Source organism: Pseudodesulfovibrio profundus (assembly GCF_900217235.1).
Classification (GTDB): Bacteria; Desulfobacterota; Desulfovibrionia; order Desulfovibrionales; family Desulfovibrionaceae; genus Pseudodesulfovibrio; species Pseudodesulfovibrio profundus.
Map to the genome: position 1 here is coordinate 3,782,912 of NZ_LT907975.1, position 16,811 is coordinate 3,799,722.

The following is a 16,811-nucleotide window of genomic DNA, read 5'->3' on the forward strand; positions in this document are numbered from 1 at the left end:
TAAAGGTGATAACACCATGAAAAGTCCCCTGAAATGGGTCGGCGGTAAATCAAGACTGGCCGATCAGATCTGCAATCTCATTCCCGAACACAAGCATTATGCTGAAGCCTTTGCCGGTGCTGGCTGGGTATTCTTCCGCAAGGATCCCAGCAAATTTGAAAGTATGAATGACATCAATGGCGACCTGGTCAGCTTCTATCGAGTCCTGCAAAACCATCTTGAGGAATTCTGCAAACAATTCAAATTCATCTTGTCATCAAGAGAAACCTTTTCAGAATTCAAGGAACAGATGGAGGCCGGTGGCTTGACCGACATCCAGCGTGCAGCAAGATTTTACTATCTGCAGCGCCATTCTTTCGGCGGGAAAGTGACCGGGCGTAACTTCGGCGTCAACGTAAATGGATACCCGCCAATTAATTTGCTCCGTTTGGAGACAGAGCTTTCAGACGTTCATTTGCGACTGGCGCGTGTGACGGTCGAAAATCTGCCCTGGGCAAAGTACATTACGCGGTATGATCGTGAAGAAACGTTTTTCTATTTGGATCCACCATACTATGGAACAGAGTTCTTTTACGGACGTGGCTTGTTCACCAAAAATGACTTTGTTGAACTCGCCGAAATACTGAGGGGAGTAAAAGGCAAGTTCCTACTATCCCTCAATGACTGCAAAGAAGTCCGGGATATCTTTGACGGATTCGATATCATCACAACAAAAACAAAATACACCGTCGGCGGCGGCAAAAAAACGAAAACGGCTGGCGAGGTTTTTATTAAAAACTACTAATAAGAATGCCCCGACACGAATGCCGGGGCTTGTTTCTTTTATCGTCTTCGATTTGTTTTTGAATGGTGCGGTGAATCTGGAATGTGCGGATGCACAACCCCCATGGCTTCACCCATGGATATAGCCAGTATGTCCAGTGTGCTGGACAGTGTTGCGTCTTTTGAATCTTCGGTCACTCGACTGAGTTCTTCAAGGGCATAGGAAATGAGATAGAGCCGATGGCGTGCGTCTTCGGGAGTCATGATGTCACCTCCCGCGTTTCCAGTTCTTCGGCAATACCGAATAACTTGCCGGCCAGATAGTCCAGGGACGTGAATTCGTCCGGTACGATCTCGCGCAGCTGGTCCAGCATGTCCGCTACGTCGCGGATGTCCTCAACAGGGGAAAGGGGGGTTGCTTGTGCCATGAGGCTACTCCAAGTGTGTTTAAGTCGGCATCGCAAAAAGAAAAATGCCGGGTGGTAAACACAGCTTGGAGCTGCTGGCGTATTTCCCCGAAGGGTATTGTATTCGGCCACCACCCGGCATGAAATCATACCGTTATCGTCCCTTCATCGGACGCAAAAAAACCACTTCTTACGGGTGTGGCTGCCGCCAAGGTGTGTTTAGCACCAAACGCAGTAAGCCACACCGGGTAGGGGTGTGTCAAGGCATAGGTATTCCGAGAGCGTTGAGAAACTCTTCAATCGTGACGATCTTCACGCCTTGAAACTCAGCTTTTTCGATTTTTGATGGTCCAGGTTCCGGGCCACAGCAAAGGAAGTCGAGTTGTTTAGTGACCGCATCACGCACGATGTACCCGTTCATTCTGGCTATTTCTTGCAGCATGGATTTCTCTTTTCCACGCCCGAACCCAGTGAAGCATATCTCCGGTACATAAAACTCCTTTCTGAAATGCCCAGGAAGCCGACAAATTGTCTCCCATAACTCCCACTCTGAAAGGTCGGCATATTCTTCTTCTGCGAGACCCGTTTCAGCCAATATCATACTGGCTCTACCTTTTCCCATATCTCCTCCTTAGCTATATTGGGATAGGATTTCGCGTTTATCATAGTTTTTGTTGCCAGTGGGAAACTCCATTTTTTAGCTACTCGGAACGGCAAAAGCCCCGCAGATTCTATCTACCGGGGCTTTTGCCGTTCTTTTTAAGCAGGGGTTAACCCACTTTGCGGAAAAGGAGAAGGGGGGTTACGCCAATGGCTGATTTGGGACAACCTACAAGCTCATTAAGCCCACCACAAAGCCCGGCGGTCTCCCAACTTGAAACGGCGGGATATTCTGTCATGGTTTGTTTGATTTCATCGTAACCTAGTCGGTCCTCACCGCAGGCACCAAGTAGAAAGAGAACGACAACAGCAGTGAGCAATTTACAATGTGACATGGATTCTCCGTTGTTATGTCTGGTTATAGCTTGGCGTATATCATGATTTTTGTTGCTATGGATAAACATGATTTCCGTGTGTAAAAAATACACACAGTCTCTTGACTGTTTTTTCTTGTGTGTGTATATCTTACACATGAGCAGCAGGGCTATCATAAAAATGATCAAGGCTGACGGATGGTATCTTGTCAGAACGGTTGGGGATCATCATCACTTTAAACACCCGACAAAGCCGGGTCTGGTGACAGTGCCGCATCCCCAAAAAGACTTTCCGAGAGGTACCCTCAAGTCGATCGAAAAACAGTCCGGCATCAAACTCAGGTAAGGTCCGGCCCCGCGAGGGGCCACCTCCTGTCTCTTCCCGGCTTATGAGACAGGGCTTTTAAATATATGGTAATGGAATGTGAGAGAATTTTTAGGACCTTTAGGAGTAAGTTTTTATCCTGAATGCTCTTGCAATGTTTTTAACAACAAACAAATGGAGTCGTTTTAGAGGGGAGCAAGACCTCTAAAACAAAAAAACAATGGAGCGACACATGGCAACCTATTTTGCTGTAATCCACAAGGATCCTGATTCCGATTTCGGTGTCTCGTTCCCTGACCTGCCCGGTTGTATTACCGCCGGATCTACGCTGGCGGAAGTGGACAGTATGGCGAGAGATGCCTTGGGTGGACATCTTGAGGTTTTGCGGGATGAAGGGATGGAAGTTCCTGCACCCAGCGAGTATGAACAAATCCATTCGGAGTATTCTGGCGAGGAAGGGTTTGTAGCAGTTTTGCTTGTTACCGTGCCGGAGAAAGTGAAGCGCGTCCGAGTGAATGTTAGCATTCCCGAATTGGATTTAGCAGTAATTGATGATGCAGCTGCAGCCCGTAGTCTTGATAGATCTGCCTTTTTGGCAATGGCCGGAAAGCACTTGGCACAAGGAAAGTGTGCAGCGTAAAGAAACAAGCAAGTTAACTATAATAGAGAAGCCCCGGCAGGTCCTAGACTGCCGGGGCTTCTTTTTGGCTACTGTTTCGACGGAGTATCCAGTGCCAAAATATTTTCAGAGAGCGTTTGTTCTAGTAGTTTCAGCACGGCCCCTAGGTCGTTACTTTCATTCTGTTCAGCAAGAAAGCGAAGAGTGTGGGCAACGAGTGAAAGTTTGTTGAGAGAGTCCTTGAGGTCCTGCGGGTGTGGGTCGAGCATGAGAGTCTCCGATAGTCGGTAGTGAGTAGATCCTCTGAAAAGGGAACCAATGCGTCAAATAAATGGACGCGACAATATCAAAAATACTCACATGCTAAATTTGTACCCTGAATATTCATTAATAATGAGTAGTTATAGAAGTCCAAGCTGCTTCATTTTATGAGTTGTTCCTATGTTCTTGGACTTGACGCATACCGACTGCATCATTCCAGAACTGCATTTATACCGCTTGGCTTCATCCATATCGAGCCTGGCTCCGGTTTCCAGATAGACAACAGAGCCTATGACCTGTCGGATCTTCAAAGACATCCCATCAATGAGAAGATAATCACCAGCGTCCATCATGACTCCTTTCCCCAATCAGGGGGGGGGCTACGGAAAAGTGTAATATTTGTAATTGAAAATCTAAAACCAGCCGTTAACCCGCATCATACTTGAGTTTCACAACAGAATGCAAAGTGTAATTTTTGTGTAAACAGATGTAATATGAAATGTAATATCCAGTTATTTCAGTGAGTTGATTTTTTGTGAAATGTAATAATTTAACTGTAATAATATTACGTTTTGATTACATAAATATTACACTTTGTTCACTCAGCGAAAACCCTTGTGGCTCTAGGCTTAATCCATGTTTTCAAAATCCATATTACAAATATTACACTTTTCCGTAGCCCTCTCTGGTTTGTTGGAATCCTCCTCACGCGCGACGCGCACACGCACGCACGTGCGTAAATAACTAGGTCTATGGCCATAGACAAAAGAGAGCCGCCGCCCTGGTCATTCATTGAACCAGGACGGCGGCAGAGGCGAGGGTATGGGATAATTATCTAAAAGGATAAAGGATGAGGGCAGTCAGATGAACACCGCTCCCCGAAGAACCAATTAGCTCCGCAGTATTTACAAACATAGTGTCCGGCCATAATTATCTCCTTATGCTGAGTAGTATGTATTGATCTTGTTGACATAGTTCCTGTTTTCAAATCATTTTAGCGTGAAGTCGATCCTGCTAATTCATATTTACTTTGGAGAGATAAGTAGTGGCAAACCCAGAGCATGTGGAAATATTGGAGCAAGGTGTTGTGACTTGGAATGGGTGGAGAAAAGATAATCCTTATGTGAAACCTGACCTTAAGGGGGCAAACCTCCGGGAGGCGTTTCTCCAAGGGGCGATCCTCTATTCGGCGGATCTGCAAGGGGCGGACCTCAAAGGGGCAGATCTCAAAGGAGCGGACCTTTTGGCAGCGTCCCTCGAAGGGGCGGATCTCAGTGGTGCTTACCTTAAAGGAGCTCGCCTCACCTCGGCGAACCTCAATATGGCTTTCCTTATTGAGGCACACCTTGAAGGGGCTCGGCTTAATGGGGCTCAACTCAAAGGAGCGATCCTTTATTTGGCTCACCTGGAAGGGGCGAATCTCATTCAGGCGAACTTGGACGGTGCCAGTGTCCAAGGAGTCACATATGATAATGCTATGCGTTGCCGAGTCATCAATGTTCAAAACTGTGTCGGTAGTCAACGCTTCATCCGCCACGTCGCAGATTTGGATTACATTGAAGAAACAAGAGAAAAGCATCCCGTAAAGCATTTTCTGTGGAGTTATACATCCGACTGTGGCTGTTGTTGGGAGCTTCTGTTCGTATGGTGCGTTTTTATTGTCGGTCTTTTTGCCGTATTTTTCGATTGGGCTGGAACACCATTGCCACTCATTTCTAGCATTATGGCGTTTACATCCTTTGGTTTCATTGACGCCAACGCACACTCGACGGGAGAATTGATTCTCATTTGTGTTGAAGCAATGCTTGGCTTTGTAATGTTCGGTTGCCTGGTCTCGTTGATATCTTCCATGATGGCTCGTCGAAGTGGATAAAAAAAAATCGAATCCTGCCTGCTGATAGTAGTGTTATTTGAATATTGATATTGACTTTTGAGCATGTGCATGCAGTTGTCGATTACGGCTAAGGCGTAGTCTTTGATCTTACATTGCGAGGTGTGTTTATGAGTGACTTTGAGTTTTCTTTTAACCAAACCAATGAAGGGGATCTTCATCCTCATGCTGAATGCCAGCGGTGCAAAGGAGGTTCTGTTTTTGGCATCCTTGACGGTGACCCAATGTTCTCTGATCGAATTAACTATTCTGTTAACTGCAAAAAATGCCATGCGGTAGGCGAAGCCACCTACGGTAAGGTAAATGGTGAATGGACCGTTAAACACTGCGAATAGCACTCTTGTTCTCCTTATTTAGCCCCCTTCGTAGGGGGCTTCTTCATTTCTCGCCCACTGATTTTGAGTTTGTGGTTGATTAACCTATCGTTTGAATATCCAGCAACGGTGAACCTTCGGTTTCCATATTTGCTTTCCGCTTTCGTCCAGGTCTGAGGACTTGTATTTTTCCCAACGGCTGGACACGTTCTTGCCGGAGGCGATGAGCTTGTGGCGTTTGCCGTGTTTGAGCAGCTTCTTCAGCTGGTTCATATCGGGGAGTTCCTGTCCCTGGTGCAGGCATTCTTTTCTGTACTGGTTCAGGTTGATGGCGATCTGTTCATGTTTATTGGAATGGTTCAGGAACTCTTCGGTGTCGGCTTCCCTGGCGTTGTTTATGTATTGAACCGTTTCCCAAAATTGCTCGACAAGCGGATGGTCAGCTGCGAGGCGCTGCTCCCTGGCTTCGGCTCGTTCCAATATATAGTCGCCAAGCTTCGCAACTCGTTCATCTGTCATGCTGGGAAACATGATTTGTAGTGCTTTCCCGAAGGCTGCGACCTGGGCGTGGTTCTTGGCTATTCGCTCGTTGCGGATTTTGTCGCTTTTGCTGAAGAGGTCTTCAAAATGGTGAAAAGCCTGCTCATAGGTTTCGAGAATCTTTCGCTCGTTTTTCAAAGCTTTGCGGAGAAAGCCGCCAACGGTTTTACTGTTTTGCTTTTCAAACCATCGGGCGATGTCTCGCGATCCCGGCTTATGGTGGCGCTTGTCGACATGGACATGGACGACGCGCTGCAGCAGTGCTTCGGATCCGTCGACTTCTGCGTTTTGGCTGATGATGAGGGCTGAACGGAATGGGCTCTCCTCGATGTCGTTGCCGCGCTTGGCTATTCCGAGTGTGCCGGTACCGCGTCCGTTAAAGAATGGTTTGCAGAGGTCAAAATCAAACTGCTTTGCCTTGGCATCGGGTGATCCATTGTCCCGATCAGACTCGATGAGAACGACAGGCATATTGGATACCTGGTTCATTGCTCGACGTCGGCCTGCAACCGTGGCCTTCATGATATCGAATCCTTCCCAATCGTCACGGCCACAACAGGCCCAAAGGAATTCAAGCGCCGTCGACTTACCTGCACCAGGTTCGCCGGTGAACTCCAAAAAAGGAAAAGACTTGTGCCTGTCCCTGACTTGTTGAACAAACAGACTGCCGACCCAGAAGGCCAGCAGGACCATGCCCTGGTAATGAAAGGCTGTGATATATTTGTCTAGCCAGGATGGATCAAATTCACCTTCCGTGACGATGTGAGTTCCCATCAGGCTTGTTTTGATACCTCGCTGCCCGACATCAAAGTAGCCATCCTTGTTCATTTCCAGTTCTTTGCCATTTAAGTAGGCGCGGTCCTGAAAGACATAGGCTTTTGTCTTGTCATCATATCCAACAAAGGGAATGGACGAGACCATCCGCATTCGTTTGCCAAGCCAGCGGTCCCGCAGGCTCTTCAATTGTTTGAAGTCTCCATCGAAGACGCCGCCTCGGGTCTTGTTCAGCAGCGCCTTATGCAGCGCGTCGGGACTGGTAATGTTTGTCCCCTCCAGACGAACGATATCCGGTGCGGTGCCGTTGGCGTAGTGAATCTCGAAAACGTAGTACTGTTCACCCATGACGTCGTCGATTTCCATGTAAAGAAAGCGCGGGAGAGTGTTGGATAATTTGTCCACGTCATGGTGACGCATGAAAATGTTCCAGCCCTGTTCCGAACCCAGGTCAATTTTCTCCGGCTCTGGTTCGCCGTCTTCCTTCTTACCTGGGGAAAGCTCGCCTTCAATCTTGTCGGTGTAGACCTCTGCGGAATAAAGCGCGTTGGCATAATCCAGAGTGAAGGTGCGGTACCCGTTCCGCATGTACATGTAATAGGCTTTTTCATGGACATTCTCGGCCATGAACAACTTGCCGTGGTAGAGACGATCATTGATAAAAGTATCGGTGAGCCGTCCATCACGGTAGTAATCATCCCAATCCATCCCGTTATCCGGCAGGAGTAGGACCTCATACTTCTCGCCCATTTCCTGCAGCATTCGCACAAACCGTCTTGTTCCCTTGCGTCCGGCTTTGTCTCCATCCAGAGCTATGACCCAGGTTATATTTTTGCCGCTGTGTTCCTCAATGAAAAGGCTTGGGAAGTTGCCAGACGATAAGCAGGCTGCAGCATTCTTAGGCTCTTTCATGTGGTACATTGCCGCTGCATGTATACAGCCTTCAACCAGAAAACAGCGATCACCTTCATTCAAAGAAAAGTCGGGCGGGGTCCACGCCATTCCTTTGTGTGCACCTTGAAAGTGTGCTTTGCGGCCAATCTTTTGAATGAATCGGTTGTCAATGAATCGCTCCATCCAGATGCCTGCCCCCTTATCAATGTAAAAGCGCACAGTGGGTGTGAACTCATTTGAGCGTGGCCGTTGAAATGAACCTTGCTCATACCAGCCTCGAATTTTGGAAAGGTCAAAGCCTCGGTCAATTCCGAGATATGCAGAAGCTGTGGCGTTCCTATCTTTTTCAGTAGGTGGATATTTGGTGGCGAAGTCAGCAAACAAATCAGGGAGTAATTCGCGGGTAGAGGATGACCAACCACATTTGTTAAGCCTGCCACACTGAACCTTCCAAGGCTTTTCCGTGCTGATGAACAGTTCCTTTTTCCCGCAACAGGGACAAATCCCCTTCCGAAGGTATTCGCCCTGTTGCTGGAATTGGAGGGAAGATTCGGCCAGCAACGCACGGACAACCTCTTCAACTCCTATGTCTTTTCGGTATGTCACGTTATCTCCTGGGCGTGGATGCGGTGAAAATGGGGTCACCAATGGGGGTACCGTCGGGGATAAATTCGCCGTTTGTAATGGTTCCAAGAGTTTCATTGACAAAACGATTTGCCAGAGAGTCCAGTTTTATTACTCGCTGGTTGTGTCCCCCAGGGCCGCAGTGCGGAGCGTTAATCCTCAAAGTCCCTACAAAGGCATGGAGAGATGACGCTCTCTTAAAGGCTGCGTCTCCATGGAACTGAGGAAGAATTTCAAGAAGTGAAATCTCATCTTTTTGTTTTCTGATGCCTATACTGAGAAAAAGAGCCAGCTGATGCTTTCTTGCCATTCGTGTCTTTTCTCTTTGAGTCATGCCGTCACCTTCTGTTTTGGATTGTCGTTTATGCCCAGGGTTTCTTCGTCCAATGGGATCATGCCGACGGCTTGAATGTATTCATTGCGGATCTGTTCAGCCTCCTTCAGGGCAAGGGCCATACTCCTGACAGGCTTAGTGACGCGAACGCCTCGGAGACGTCCCGCAACTTTAAGGTCCAAACCTTCAATGACTGAGACAGTGTCTACCGGGCCATTTATGAGGAACCGGAGAAGATCATCTTTATCAGGGGAGTCATGGAGCCAAGATTTTTGCTTTGGATTCAATTCGTAAGCACTCATTATTCCCCCTTGGTTGTCTGGCCTTTCAGTTTGCGTTCCATGGCTCCGAGGTCACCGAGGGTTTCAAAAGCTTTCGTTGCCACTTGGCCCACTTCTTCCTTGAGCTTGCGGATCTCTTTCAGGTCGAGCTTTCCGTCTTCGATGGCCTTGGCGGCGTATTGTCCTACGTCGCCGACTTCGGAATAGAGTTCCCCGGCGCGCATAATGAGTTCTTGGCAGTCGATATCAACATGCTCCATATCTTGGTCAGCCAGTAGGACATTGAACTGCAACCACTTCAAAATGATGGTGTTGCCCACGACGGTGCAGAATTTTGGGAGTTCTTCGTAGGACGGAAAATAGCGCCCTGTGGCGAATACTCGGCGGGTCTTGTCGATTTTCCAGCCCATCCTTTCCATGAGCTGCTGTTGGGTCAGGCCAGAAAGAGCGAAAGCCTGCTTAAAGGCATCTTCAGGGGCCAATCCGGCCAGCGTCTTTGCGTCAACAAATGAGTGTTCCATTGTATTTCTCCTCCGTCTGGAAATACGTTGATTGCAGGGATTCCCCCACGTGCTAGGACTTAGACTCGCCCTCGAACAAATCAGGTCGAAGATTTTTGACCGGGATCATTAGTTTGGCGTGATAGCGGGCTACCGCGGCTTCCGGGACGGCTGCTGCTTTACAGTGCCTCATTACGGTGGCGCGGTCTTTTCCGACCATGCGCGCCAGGTCTGCGTAGCTGAGCTGATACCTCTGCCGATATTGTTCGAGTGCGTTTTCCATGACTGCCTTGTTGCATCAGCACAACAATAAAGTCAATATTAAATTAAGCGCCAAGTTAACGAGAGGGGGTATATGTCCGAAAGCATGGATAGTTTTAAAATCAACGAACGCGCTTGGTTTCTTATTCTTTCAAAGGTGAACGCATTGCTGGAGAAGGGAGAGACGCAGTCTTCTGTTGCTCGGATTATTGGCTGCGATCGTGCTACCGTTAACCGTTGGATTCAAGACCGTAGAGGCGGTGAACGCACAACCTTCAGGGATATGATTCGATATCTGGATAGGCTGCGGATCCCCTTACATGAAGTCTTTGATGTAAGCGAAGGCGAGTTGCCTCCGCCTTCACCAGACCGAACCCCTACGGAGTTGGATAAGTCGATCGCTTCAACCTTGGTGGTAGTTGCCAAGGCAGTAGGCAAAGGGACTGCGGATATTGCACGGGAACTGGAGTTGTTGGATCTGCCTGATATTCAAGCCATGCTGAAGGGTCGCGCAACTATGAGAACAAGCGACTTCTCCAAAATTTGCAAGGCTATTGGTGTGGACCCTGGCGTCATTCTGAAGCGAGCGGAGTCTCTCCAATCTGACGATTAATTTTTCCTTCTTGGGAAAAGTTAACGTTTTGTTGACTTAGCTTGTTGCATCGTGGCAACACAGGGGCCTTCAAAAAATGAGGGCTCCTAAATGGATCGTTGGTTGAAAATGGGTGCAGCGTGCAAGGCTGCGAATTGTCATCGGGATACCATGATGAAATGGATTCGCGATGGGCATGTCGTTGCCGAGCAGCGCCCTGCAGGAAAGCGTATGGATTGGGTAATCCTGGAACGCTCCCTGAACAACCCCACCAACGAATTTGAAATTGAAGCCCTCGCTCTTCTTGAGAAGGTCGGGCCATTGGTGGATGTTATGGCCATAAGTAAAAAGCCTTTCAAAGTTTCCGGCAAAACAAGCTGGTATTACAGGGTAGACAAGCGTCGTCTGTCTTTGGGAACAAACAATTATTCCAAAGCCTGTAAGCTGCTTGGAAGAATGAAGGACGCCTATCTGAGCGGCAAACTCGACCATTTACTAGGCGAGTGCAGCATGACTTTAGGCGAGTTCAAAAACGAATATGAACCGTGGGCAGAGGAAACCCAGCCGACCAAAACTTTCAAGGCCAATATGCTTGCCTTGAAAAAGGTCATCGGGATTGAAGGTGAAAGCCAGCGCCTAGACCGACTGACCATGAGAACTATGGATGAACTTAAGCGGCTTAAGAGGGAGTCGAAAAAAAAGGGCGAAGCACGCAAGCCTCTGAAGCCGACAACAATCAACAACTACATTCGACATGCCAAGGCCGTTCTCAATAAGGCCGTTGATTGGGGATACCTAAAGGCTAATCCCTTCAGAGGGGCAAAAGAGTTACCGAAGGGTAAGCGGGTTGAATTCCTAGACCCGGGAAAGTCCGCTGAATTTCTAAACAAGATTAAGGATGTTGACGTACGTCGCTTTGCCGCAGCCTGTATCTCCACTGGCCGTCGTCGTTCAGAGATCTTCCGGCTGACCTGGGATGATATCCTATGGGATGACAACAAATATTTCATCGCCAAGGAAAAGCGCCACCTTTGCAAAACCTATCCGATGAGCACGACCTTCAAGGTTGTGCTGCAGTCCATGCCGAGAGGCAAGGGCCGGATCTTCGACAGGTGGGCGCACCCTGACACCTACACACACAAGATCAAGGAAGCGATGTGCGCGGCAGGCGTCGGCCATCTACGCCTGCACGATCTGCGACACTCCTTCGCTGTTGATTTTCTCGACAAGGGGGGAAATATCAAAGCGCTGCAGGAGCTGCTCGGTCACTCCGAATTCAGACTTGAGACCTCTGCGCATCCCCTTTTCGCGTCCGTGCCTTGCGCTCCGCACCCAATTTGATGTTCTGACCGCACCCCAGCTTGGGCTCATTCCCGGCCTTTTCCTGCCATTTCTGGCCGAAATGCCGGATTTTGGACGCACCTCTCCCTTCAGGCTCGCGCCAGTCGAACAGCTTTTTTCAAATTGAACGCCATGGCGAGGATGTGGAACTCTCCCTCCACCTTCTCACGACCCACGTATCGGGACCGAAAGAATGCGTAGCCACGTTTGAGTGTGCCGAAGGCCCGCTCGACTATTTGCCGAATGCTGCTGATGTCACGGTTGCGGGTCTTTTCGAAGTCTGTCAGCCTGCCGCCACGAGGCGTCTTGTCCATGGTTCCGTCCTCCAAATCGCGATCAAACAGAATGTCCCGGTTCTTCCCGCTGCAATAGCCCTTGTCCGCATAAACCCGTGCGCCGGGATCAAGGCCGACGCCATTCACGAGCCGCTCGAATTCGCCCGTGTCCGAATGGTTCGCGGGAGTGATGTGACCACAGAGCAGAAACCCGTCTCGACTGTCCGTCGCGGCATGGAGCTTGTAGCCGTAATAGGCCCGATTTCTCTTGCGGAGCCAGGCCGCCTCCTCGTCATCCGAATAGCTGACCCGGCAGTCCACCGGCCCATCCTGTTCTTCGGCGTCCTCGGAACGGTCCTCAGGCATCACGTCGATAACCTTGCGCGGCCGCCGCTGCGACTCGACTACCGAGGCGTCCACCACGGCTCCCTCACGGACAAGAAGCCCTTGTCCTTCAAGCTGGCGGTTAAGCATGTCGAGCAAGGAGTCCAGCACCTTCAGGCGGATCAAACCGTTACGGAAACGGCATATGGTGGTCTCGTCCGGCACGTCGTCCTCGATGGAAAAACCGGTAAATCTGACAAAGGAGAGCCGGTCGAGCAGCGCCTGCTCCACGCCCGGATCACTCAGGTTGTACCAACGCTGCAAGAGCAGAATCTTGAACATCGCCAGAGGCGGATAGGCGGGATTGCCCACGGCGTTGGCCTTGCGCCTGATCTTCTTGCACAGAAAGGCGTTGATGGGCTGCCAGTCGATGAGTTCGTTGATCTCATCCAGAAATGTGGTCTTGGTTCTGCGGTGCCCCAGGAAGTAATCACCCAACCGAGGTCCTTTCTGCCGAATAGCCATGCCTTCCTCCTTTGGATGGAGAAATAATAGCATAATAAATCAAATAGTTAAAGAGTAAAAGTGTGGGATTTGCCGTGCAGAGGTCTCGACTTACATCCGACATCTACGCCCACATGACCGATGAGCATTTGCAGGAGGCTGTGAATCTTGTTGGCTTCGGTGGTCCGGTCGATCTCTTCACAGACAAAAAATAGGCAATCTAGAGGGACCTTTTAGGGACCACTTAGGGACTCCAACTATGGGCAGAGGGACCACAAAAGTGGTCCCTCTGCCCTGGTTTTCGATAGTTTTCGTAGGTATAAAAAAAGGCTGACAATGGGTGGAAACCCTTGTCAGCCCTTGATTTACCGTGGAGCCAGAAATCGGAGTTGAACCGACGACCTACTGATTACGAATCAGTTGCTCTACCAACTGAGCTATTCTGGCGAAACGGGAGGTTTTTTTATACTAGGCGGTGGAGGCGGGTCAAGGGAAAATAGGGAGTGATCAGATTATAATTGTCTGGCTTTTTCATAAGTGGGGTTTTAGTGTAGATTCCTATCGATTGTTGAATATTGTTATTACTTCTGACCGGGTTGGCCGTGCATGTTCTTACGTTCCATCAGTAGCATCAATTTCTGGGCAATGCTTGCCGTTTCGGGGTTCTCGATACTCGTCCTTGGCGGGGTGTGGGCCGGAAAGATGGTGCTTGATTTTACGCATGAGTCGGAACGATTGCGGGAAGAATACTATGATCAGCAAAAGCAGTTGATGCAGGAGCAGGTCAGCCAGGCGCTTACGGTTATCGAACATGTTCGGCGGAAAAATGTGAAGCGGATTCGTGAGGAAAACGCCATCCGGCTTCATCGGGCCGAGGTTATCGCCCGCGCTCACCTGCATGGGGATAGGGTCGACCATGCAACCGAATCGGTTCTCGAAACCCTTGTTCCCGGCCGGACAGGGGTAGCTTCATTATTCCGTTCTTACGAAGGTACACTGTACATGTTGGCTCCATTCCCTGGAGGCATGGATGTTCAAGGTGTTTTGTTGCAGCTCTCTACAAGTCTGCAAGGAGTTGTCGAAGGGGAACGACGGGTGGTCGTCCAATCCAATTCAGGGCGAAAACAATACACCTTGCTGCTTGAAACGTCCTCTCCAGTCGATCTTCCATTCCGTTTTGTCACAGGCGCTTGTCTTGAGGTGGTGGACAATAAAACCCTGTGGGATTTGGCAGAGCGCTTGGAAAGCATGCGCTTTGGAGAAGGCGGTTACATTTTTGCCGGAACATGGGACGGTACGGCCGTAGTCGGCCCCGACAGGGGGGTGAATATATGGGATGCCAGAGACTCCGAGGGAGTTAAATATATCCAGCGTCTTATTGTTACGTCCAAGAATGGGGGCGGTTTTGTTTCCTATAAACAGGCCAGCCTCAGCGACAACGTCATTCACGACAAGGTGAGCTATGCCGCCCCTGTCCCCAGGTGGAGATGGTTTGTCGCAGGCGGACTTCATGTCGACGCCATCGAAGCGCGTCTTGCTGATGCGCGAGCAGAGCTGGAACAAGATTTATGGCTGAAAACAGGGCTTGCCGTAGCTCTGCTGATTCTGTTGAGTTTCCTGGCTTTCATGATCTCACTATACTTGGCCAAGCGTATGCGAAATCGCTTGCAGGCTTATTCTTCTGCGTGGGCTGAGGCTTCAGCTTCGGGTGAGATTCTGGAAGTGGAGTCATTAAAGTATTCCGAGTTCCAGCAGTTGGTGGAAGTTGCCAACGATATGTTGCGTGATCGAGCTCTTGCCGAGAGCAAGGCTCGAAAAAATGCAGAAAATTTCGAGACCCTGGTCTCCAATATTCCCGGAGTCGTCTATCACTCTACCATAGGTGAGCAGCGATCCGTGGACTTCATCAGCGATGCGGTGTTTGAGCTGACCGGGTATCCTGCGAGTGACTATATGGAAGGGAAGCGCTCATTTGATTCCATGATGGATGAAAGGGATATACCTTGGGTAGAGCAAATCATTGAGGAACATATCATTGATGGGAAGCCGTATGCCCTGGAGTATCGTGTTCACCATGCGATGGGCACCTCTCGCTGGGTTCTGGACCAGGGCAGGGTTCATTATGATGACAATGGAGAGCCTGTAGCTTTTGATGGCGTGTTGATGGATGTCACCCAACGTCGGCAAACCGATGAGGAGCGACGGGCGCACGTTCATTTCCTTGAAAGCATGGAACGTGTGGACCGCGATATTCGAAGGAATAGCGATATGGAATCCATGCTGTCCGCTGTGGTCGAAACCTTGCGTGCGGCTTTGGGGGCGGACCGTGCATGGCTCATGTATCCTTGTGTGGAGGGAGCGGAAACTTTTAGTGTTCCCGTGGAGCGGACAGTCCCCGAGTTCCCCGGAGCCGGATTGACCGGAGCTCCCCTTCCGGTCGATGAGGAAACAGCGGATTTGATCACGCTTGTGTTGAACAGTTCTGGTCCGGTGGCCTTTGACGCAAGTACGGGACACCCCATCCCAAGTGGTTTGCGCAAAGAGTTTTCCGTGCAATCACAGCTTTTGGTACCGATTTTCCCTCGCACCGATCTGCCATGGGTTTTGGGCGTTCACCAGTGCCGAAATCCTCGCATATGGAACGAAGCAGACAAGTTGCTGTTCAAAGAGGCCAGCCGTCGCCTCTCGGATGCCTTGAGCGAAACGCTTATGTCCAAGGAATTACGACAGAGCGAAGAACGGTTCCGGACCTTCTCCGAGCAAACCATGCTTGGTATCGGTCTGATTCAGGATGATCGGATAACCTTTGCCAACCAAGCATTTTGCGACCTTTTTGAGGTGTCTATCGAGGAGTTGCTTTCCATGCCTCCAAAGGGCTTTATGCGGTTTGTGCACCCTGACGACCGTGCTTTCGTCAGCATGCAGGTACAGAAAAAACAGCGCAACCAATCCGGTGCTGTCGGTACCTACGAATGGAGGGCCATAACCGCCACTGGTCGTGTCCGATGGGTAGAAATTCATTCCAAAACCATCCACATAGGGGGAGGTTTCGCCGACCTTATCTGCCTGTTGGATGTTTCCAAGATTCACAAGACTGGTCAGGATTTGCAAAGTCTGGTTGAGGAACGAACCGCTGCGCTCAAGAAGAAGACCATGGAACTGGAGGATGCCTACGATCAACTGTCGAGGCTGGATCGAATGAAATCCATGTTCCTGACATCCGTGGCCCACGACCTGCGGACTCCGCTGACCTCTGTGCTTGGGTATGTGCAGCTTATCAGGAAAGACCTGGAGAAAGTGTATCAGGACCGCAAGGAAGATCGGGCGGCCACGCGTATTCTGTCCAACCTCGAAATCGTCTCGTCGGAAGCACGCCGTCTTAACGGGCTTTTTGATGTGTTCATGGATTTGACCGCCATTCACGAAGGGAGCGCGAAATGGAAGGATGTGCCGGTCGATCCGGTAAGTATTCTCTCCGGCGTGTCTGATTCGTTCAGGTATCGTGATCAATATTCGGACGCGGTTCGTTTCGAGGTGAATATTCCAGAAAAGCTGCCTCTGCTTCATCTGGATCCCAAACGGTTGGTACAGGTGGTCTCGGTGTTGCTGGACAATGCGTTCCGGCATACTGCCGAAGGGGTTGTTTCCCTTGCCGCTTCGGCAGAGGGAGGTCATTTCGTTTTAACTGTATCCGATACAGGCAGCGGCATCCCTGCGGCGGATCTGGCCAAGGTGTTTGAGCCATTTCATCAGGTCGATACCGGCGATACCCTCAACAGGACCGATAAAGGACCGGGGCTCGGTTTGACCCTTTGCCGACAGATTGTCGAGCACTACGGGGGCGTCATGGAAATTGACTCCATTGAAGGGAAGGGGGCCACCTTCATCGTTCGGATTCCGCTTCCCGGTGAAGCCTCCTGATTCAGCGCCGCAATGGTTTTGGCCTGATACTTGATAGAGACCCTATATACATGACCTGCCGCTCCGGAACGCACGTTTCGGCCACACGGGGTA

The 16,811-nt window shown here is 50.0% G+C and carries 19 protein-coding genes and 1 tRNA gene; 8 read left to right on the top strand and 12 right to left on the bottom strand.

Annotated features, from left to right (window positions below; genetic code table 11):
- Positions 1-16: 16 nt before the first annotated feature.
- On the top strand, positions 17-784 hold the full coding sequence (locus tag DPRO_RS17635) for a DNA adenine methylase (RefSeq protein ID WP_097013253.1): 768 nt from the start codon (positions 17-19) through the stop codon (positions 782-784).
- A 38-nt stretch (positions 785-822) separates the two neighbouring features.
- Here DPRO_RS17635 and DPRO_RS17640 read toward each other — a convergent pair whose 3' ends face one another.
- The 3 genes from DPRO_RS17640 to DPRO_RS17645 form a co-directional block, all read right to left on the bottom strand.
- On the bottom strand, positions 823-1,026 hold the full coding sequence (locus tag DPRO_RS17640) for a hypothetical protein (protein WP_097013254.1): 204 nt from the start codon (positions 1,024-1,026) through the stop codon (positions 823-825).
- The gene (locus DPRO_RS20165; protein ID WP_157917546.1) at positions 1,023-1,190 is read right to left on the bottom strand and encodes a hypothetical protein; all 168 of its coding nucleotides are present in this window, start codon (positions 1,188-1,190) and stop codon (positions 1,023-1,025) included. Before DPRO_RS20165 ends, DPRO_RS17640 begins: the two co-directional genes overlap by 4 nt.
- 238 nt (positions 1,191-1,428) lie before the next feature.
- Positions 1,429-1,791 carry a BRCT domain-containing protein gene (locus DPRO_RS17645; RefSeq protein ID WP_097013255.1) on the bottom strand — a complete coding sequence of 121 codons (363 nt, stop codon included), beginning with the start codon at positions 1,789-1,791 and terminating at the stop codon, positions 1,429-1,431.
- Positions 1,792-2,300: 509 nt separating this feature from the next.
- Between DPRO_RS17645 and DPRO_RS17655 the strand changes: the two genes are divergently transcribed.
- Positions 2,301-2,489 carry a type II toxin-antitoxin system HicA family toxin gene (locus tag DPRO_RS17655; protein WP_097013801.1) on the top strand — a complete coding sequence of 63 codons (189 nt, stop codon included), beginning with the start codon at positions 2,301-2,303 and terminating at the stop codon, positions 2,487-2,489.
- A gap of 211 nt (positions 2,490-2,700) precedes the next feature.
- Positions 2,701-3,108 (top strand): type II toxin-antitoxin system HicB family antitoxin, encoded by a 408-nt coding sequence (locus DPRO_RS17660; protein WP_097013257.1) that lies wholly within the window; start codon positions 2,701-2,703, stop codon positions 3,106-3,108.
- A 68-nt stretch (positions 3,109-3,176) separates the two neighbouring features.
- Here DPRO_RS17660 and DPRO_RS17665 read toward each other — a convergent pair whose 3' ends face one another.
- Positions 3,177-3,356 carry a hypothetical protein gene (locus DPRO_RS17665; RefSeq protein ID WP_097013258.1) on the bottom strand — a complete coding sequence of 60 codons (180 nt, stop codon included), beginning with the start codon at positions 3,354-3,356 and terminating at the stop codon, positions 3,177-3,179.
- 132 nt (positions 3,357-3,488) lie between these two features.
- Entirely contained in the window at positions 3,489-3,701 is a 213-nt protein-coding gene (locus DPRO_RS17670; protein WP_162291194.1) for a hypothetical protein, read from the bottom strand.
- 692 nt (positions 3,702-4,393) lie between these two features.
- On the opposite strand from DPRO_RS17670, the gene DPRO_RS17675 reads away from it, so the two are divergent.
- Complete coding sequence (locus DPRO_RS17675; RefSeq protein ID WP_097013260.1) at positions 4,394-5,221, top strand: pentapeptide repeat-containing protein; 828 nt, start codon at positions 4,394-4,396, stop codon at positions 5,219-5,221.
- A 128-nt stretch (positions 5,222-5,349) separates the two neighbouring features.
- Positions 5,350-5,574 (top strand): hypothetical protein, encoded by a 225-nt coding sequence (locus tag DPRO_RS20170; protein WP_157917548.1) that lies wholly within the window; start codon positions 5,350-5,352, stop codon positions 5,572-5,574.
- Between the two features lie 84 nt (positions 5,575-5,658).
- Here the strand turns inward: DPRO_RS20170 and DPRO_RS17680 are convergent, their stop codons facing one another.
- The 5 genes from DPRO_RS17680 to DPRO_RS17695 are packed head-to-tail and all read right to left on the bottom strand — an operon-like array spanning position 5,659 to position 9,783.
- Complete coding sequence (locus DPRO_RS17680; protein ID WP_232005642.1) at positions 5,659-8,367, bottom strand: toprim domain-containing protein; 2,709 nt, start codon at positions 8,365-8,367, stop codon at positions 5,659-5,661.
- 1 nt (position 8,368) lies between these two features.
- A complete protein-coding gene (locus DPRO_RS20265; RefSeq protein ID WP_162291136.1) occupies positions 8,369-8,719 on the bottom strand; it encodes a hypothetical protein in 351 nt (116 codons plus the stop codon).
- Positions 8,716-9,021 carry a hypothetical protein gene (locus DPRO_RS17685; protein ID WP_097013262.1) on the bottom strand — a complete coding sequence of 102 codons (306 nt, stop codon included), beginning with the start codon at positions 9,019-9,021 and terminating at the stop codon, positions 8,716-8,718. The genes DPRO_RS20265 and DPRO_RS17685 overlap by 4 nt, the downstream gene beginning before the upstream one ends.
- A complete protein-coding gene (locus tag DPRO_RS17690; RefSeq protein WP_097013263.1) occupies positions 9,021-9,521 on the bottom strand; it encodes a phage regulatory CII family protein in 501 nt (166 codons plus the stop codon). The genes DPRO_RS17685 and DPRO_RS17690 overlap by 1 nt, the downstream gene beginning before the upstream one ends.
- 52 nt (positions 9,522-9,573) lie before the next feature.
- The gene (locus DPRO_RS17695; protein WP_097013264.1) at positions 9,574-9,783 is read right to left on the bottom strand and encodes a hypothetical protein; all 210 of its coding nucleotides are present in this window, start codon (positions 9,781-9,783) and stop codon (positions 9,574-9,576) included.
- A 72-nt stretch (positions 9,784-9,855) separates the two neighbouring features.
- Here DPRO_RS17695 and DPRO_RS17700 point away from each other — a divergent pair, with 72 nt between their 5' ends.
- Both DPRO_RS17700 and DPRO_RS17705 read left to right on the top strand, forming a co-directional pair.
- Positions 9,856-10,374, top strand: coding sequence for a helix-turn-helix domain-containing protein (locus DPRO_RS17700; protein ID WP_097013265.1), 519 nt, complete (start codon positions 9,856-9,858; stop codon positions 10,372-10,374).
- Between the two features lie 90 nt (positions 10,375-10,464).
- A complete protein-coding gene (locus tag DPRO_RS17705) occupies positions 10,465-11,694 on the top strand; it encodes a tyrosine-type recombinase/integrase (RefSeq protein WP_097013266.1) in 1,230 nt (409 codons plus the stop codon).
- Between the two features lie 89 nt (positions 11,695-11,783).
- Here the strand turns inward: DPRO_RS17705 and DPRO_RS17710 are convergent, their stop codons facing one another.
- Both DPRO_RS17710 and DPRO_RS17715 read right to left on the bottom strand, forming a co-directional pair.
- Entirely contained in the window at positions 11,784-12,851 is a 1,068-nt protein-coding gene (locus tag DPRO_RS17710; protein WP_097010253.1) for an IS5 family transposase, read from the bottom strand.
- Between the two features lie 317 nt (positions 12,852-13,168).
- Positions 13,169-13,244 (bottom strand) — tRNA-Thr (locus tag DPRO_RS17715).
- Positions 13,245-13,403: 159 nt separating this feature from the next.
- Between DPRO_RS17715 and DPRO_RS17720 the strand changes: the two genes are divergently transcribed.
- Positions 13,404-16,718: a PAS domain-containing protein gene (locus tag DPRO_RS17720; RefSeq protein WP_097013267.1), complete on the top strand. Its 3,315-nt coding sequence runs from the start codon at positions 13,404-13,406 to the stop codon at positions 16,716-16,718.
- The last annotated feature ends 93 nt before the right edge of the window (positions 16,719-16,811 follow it).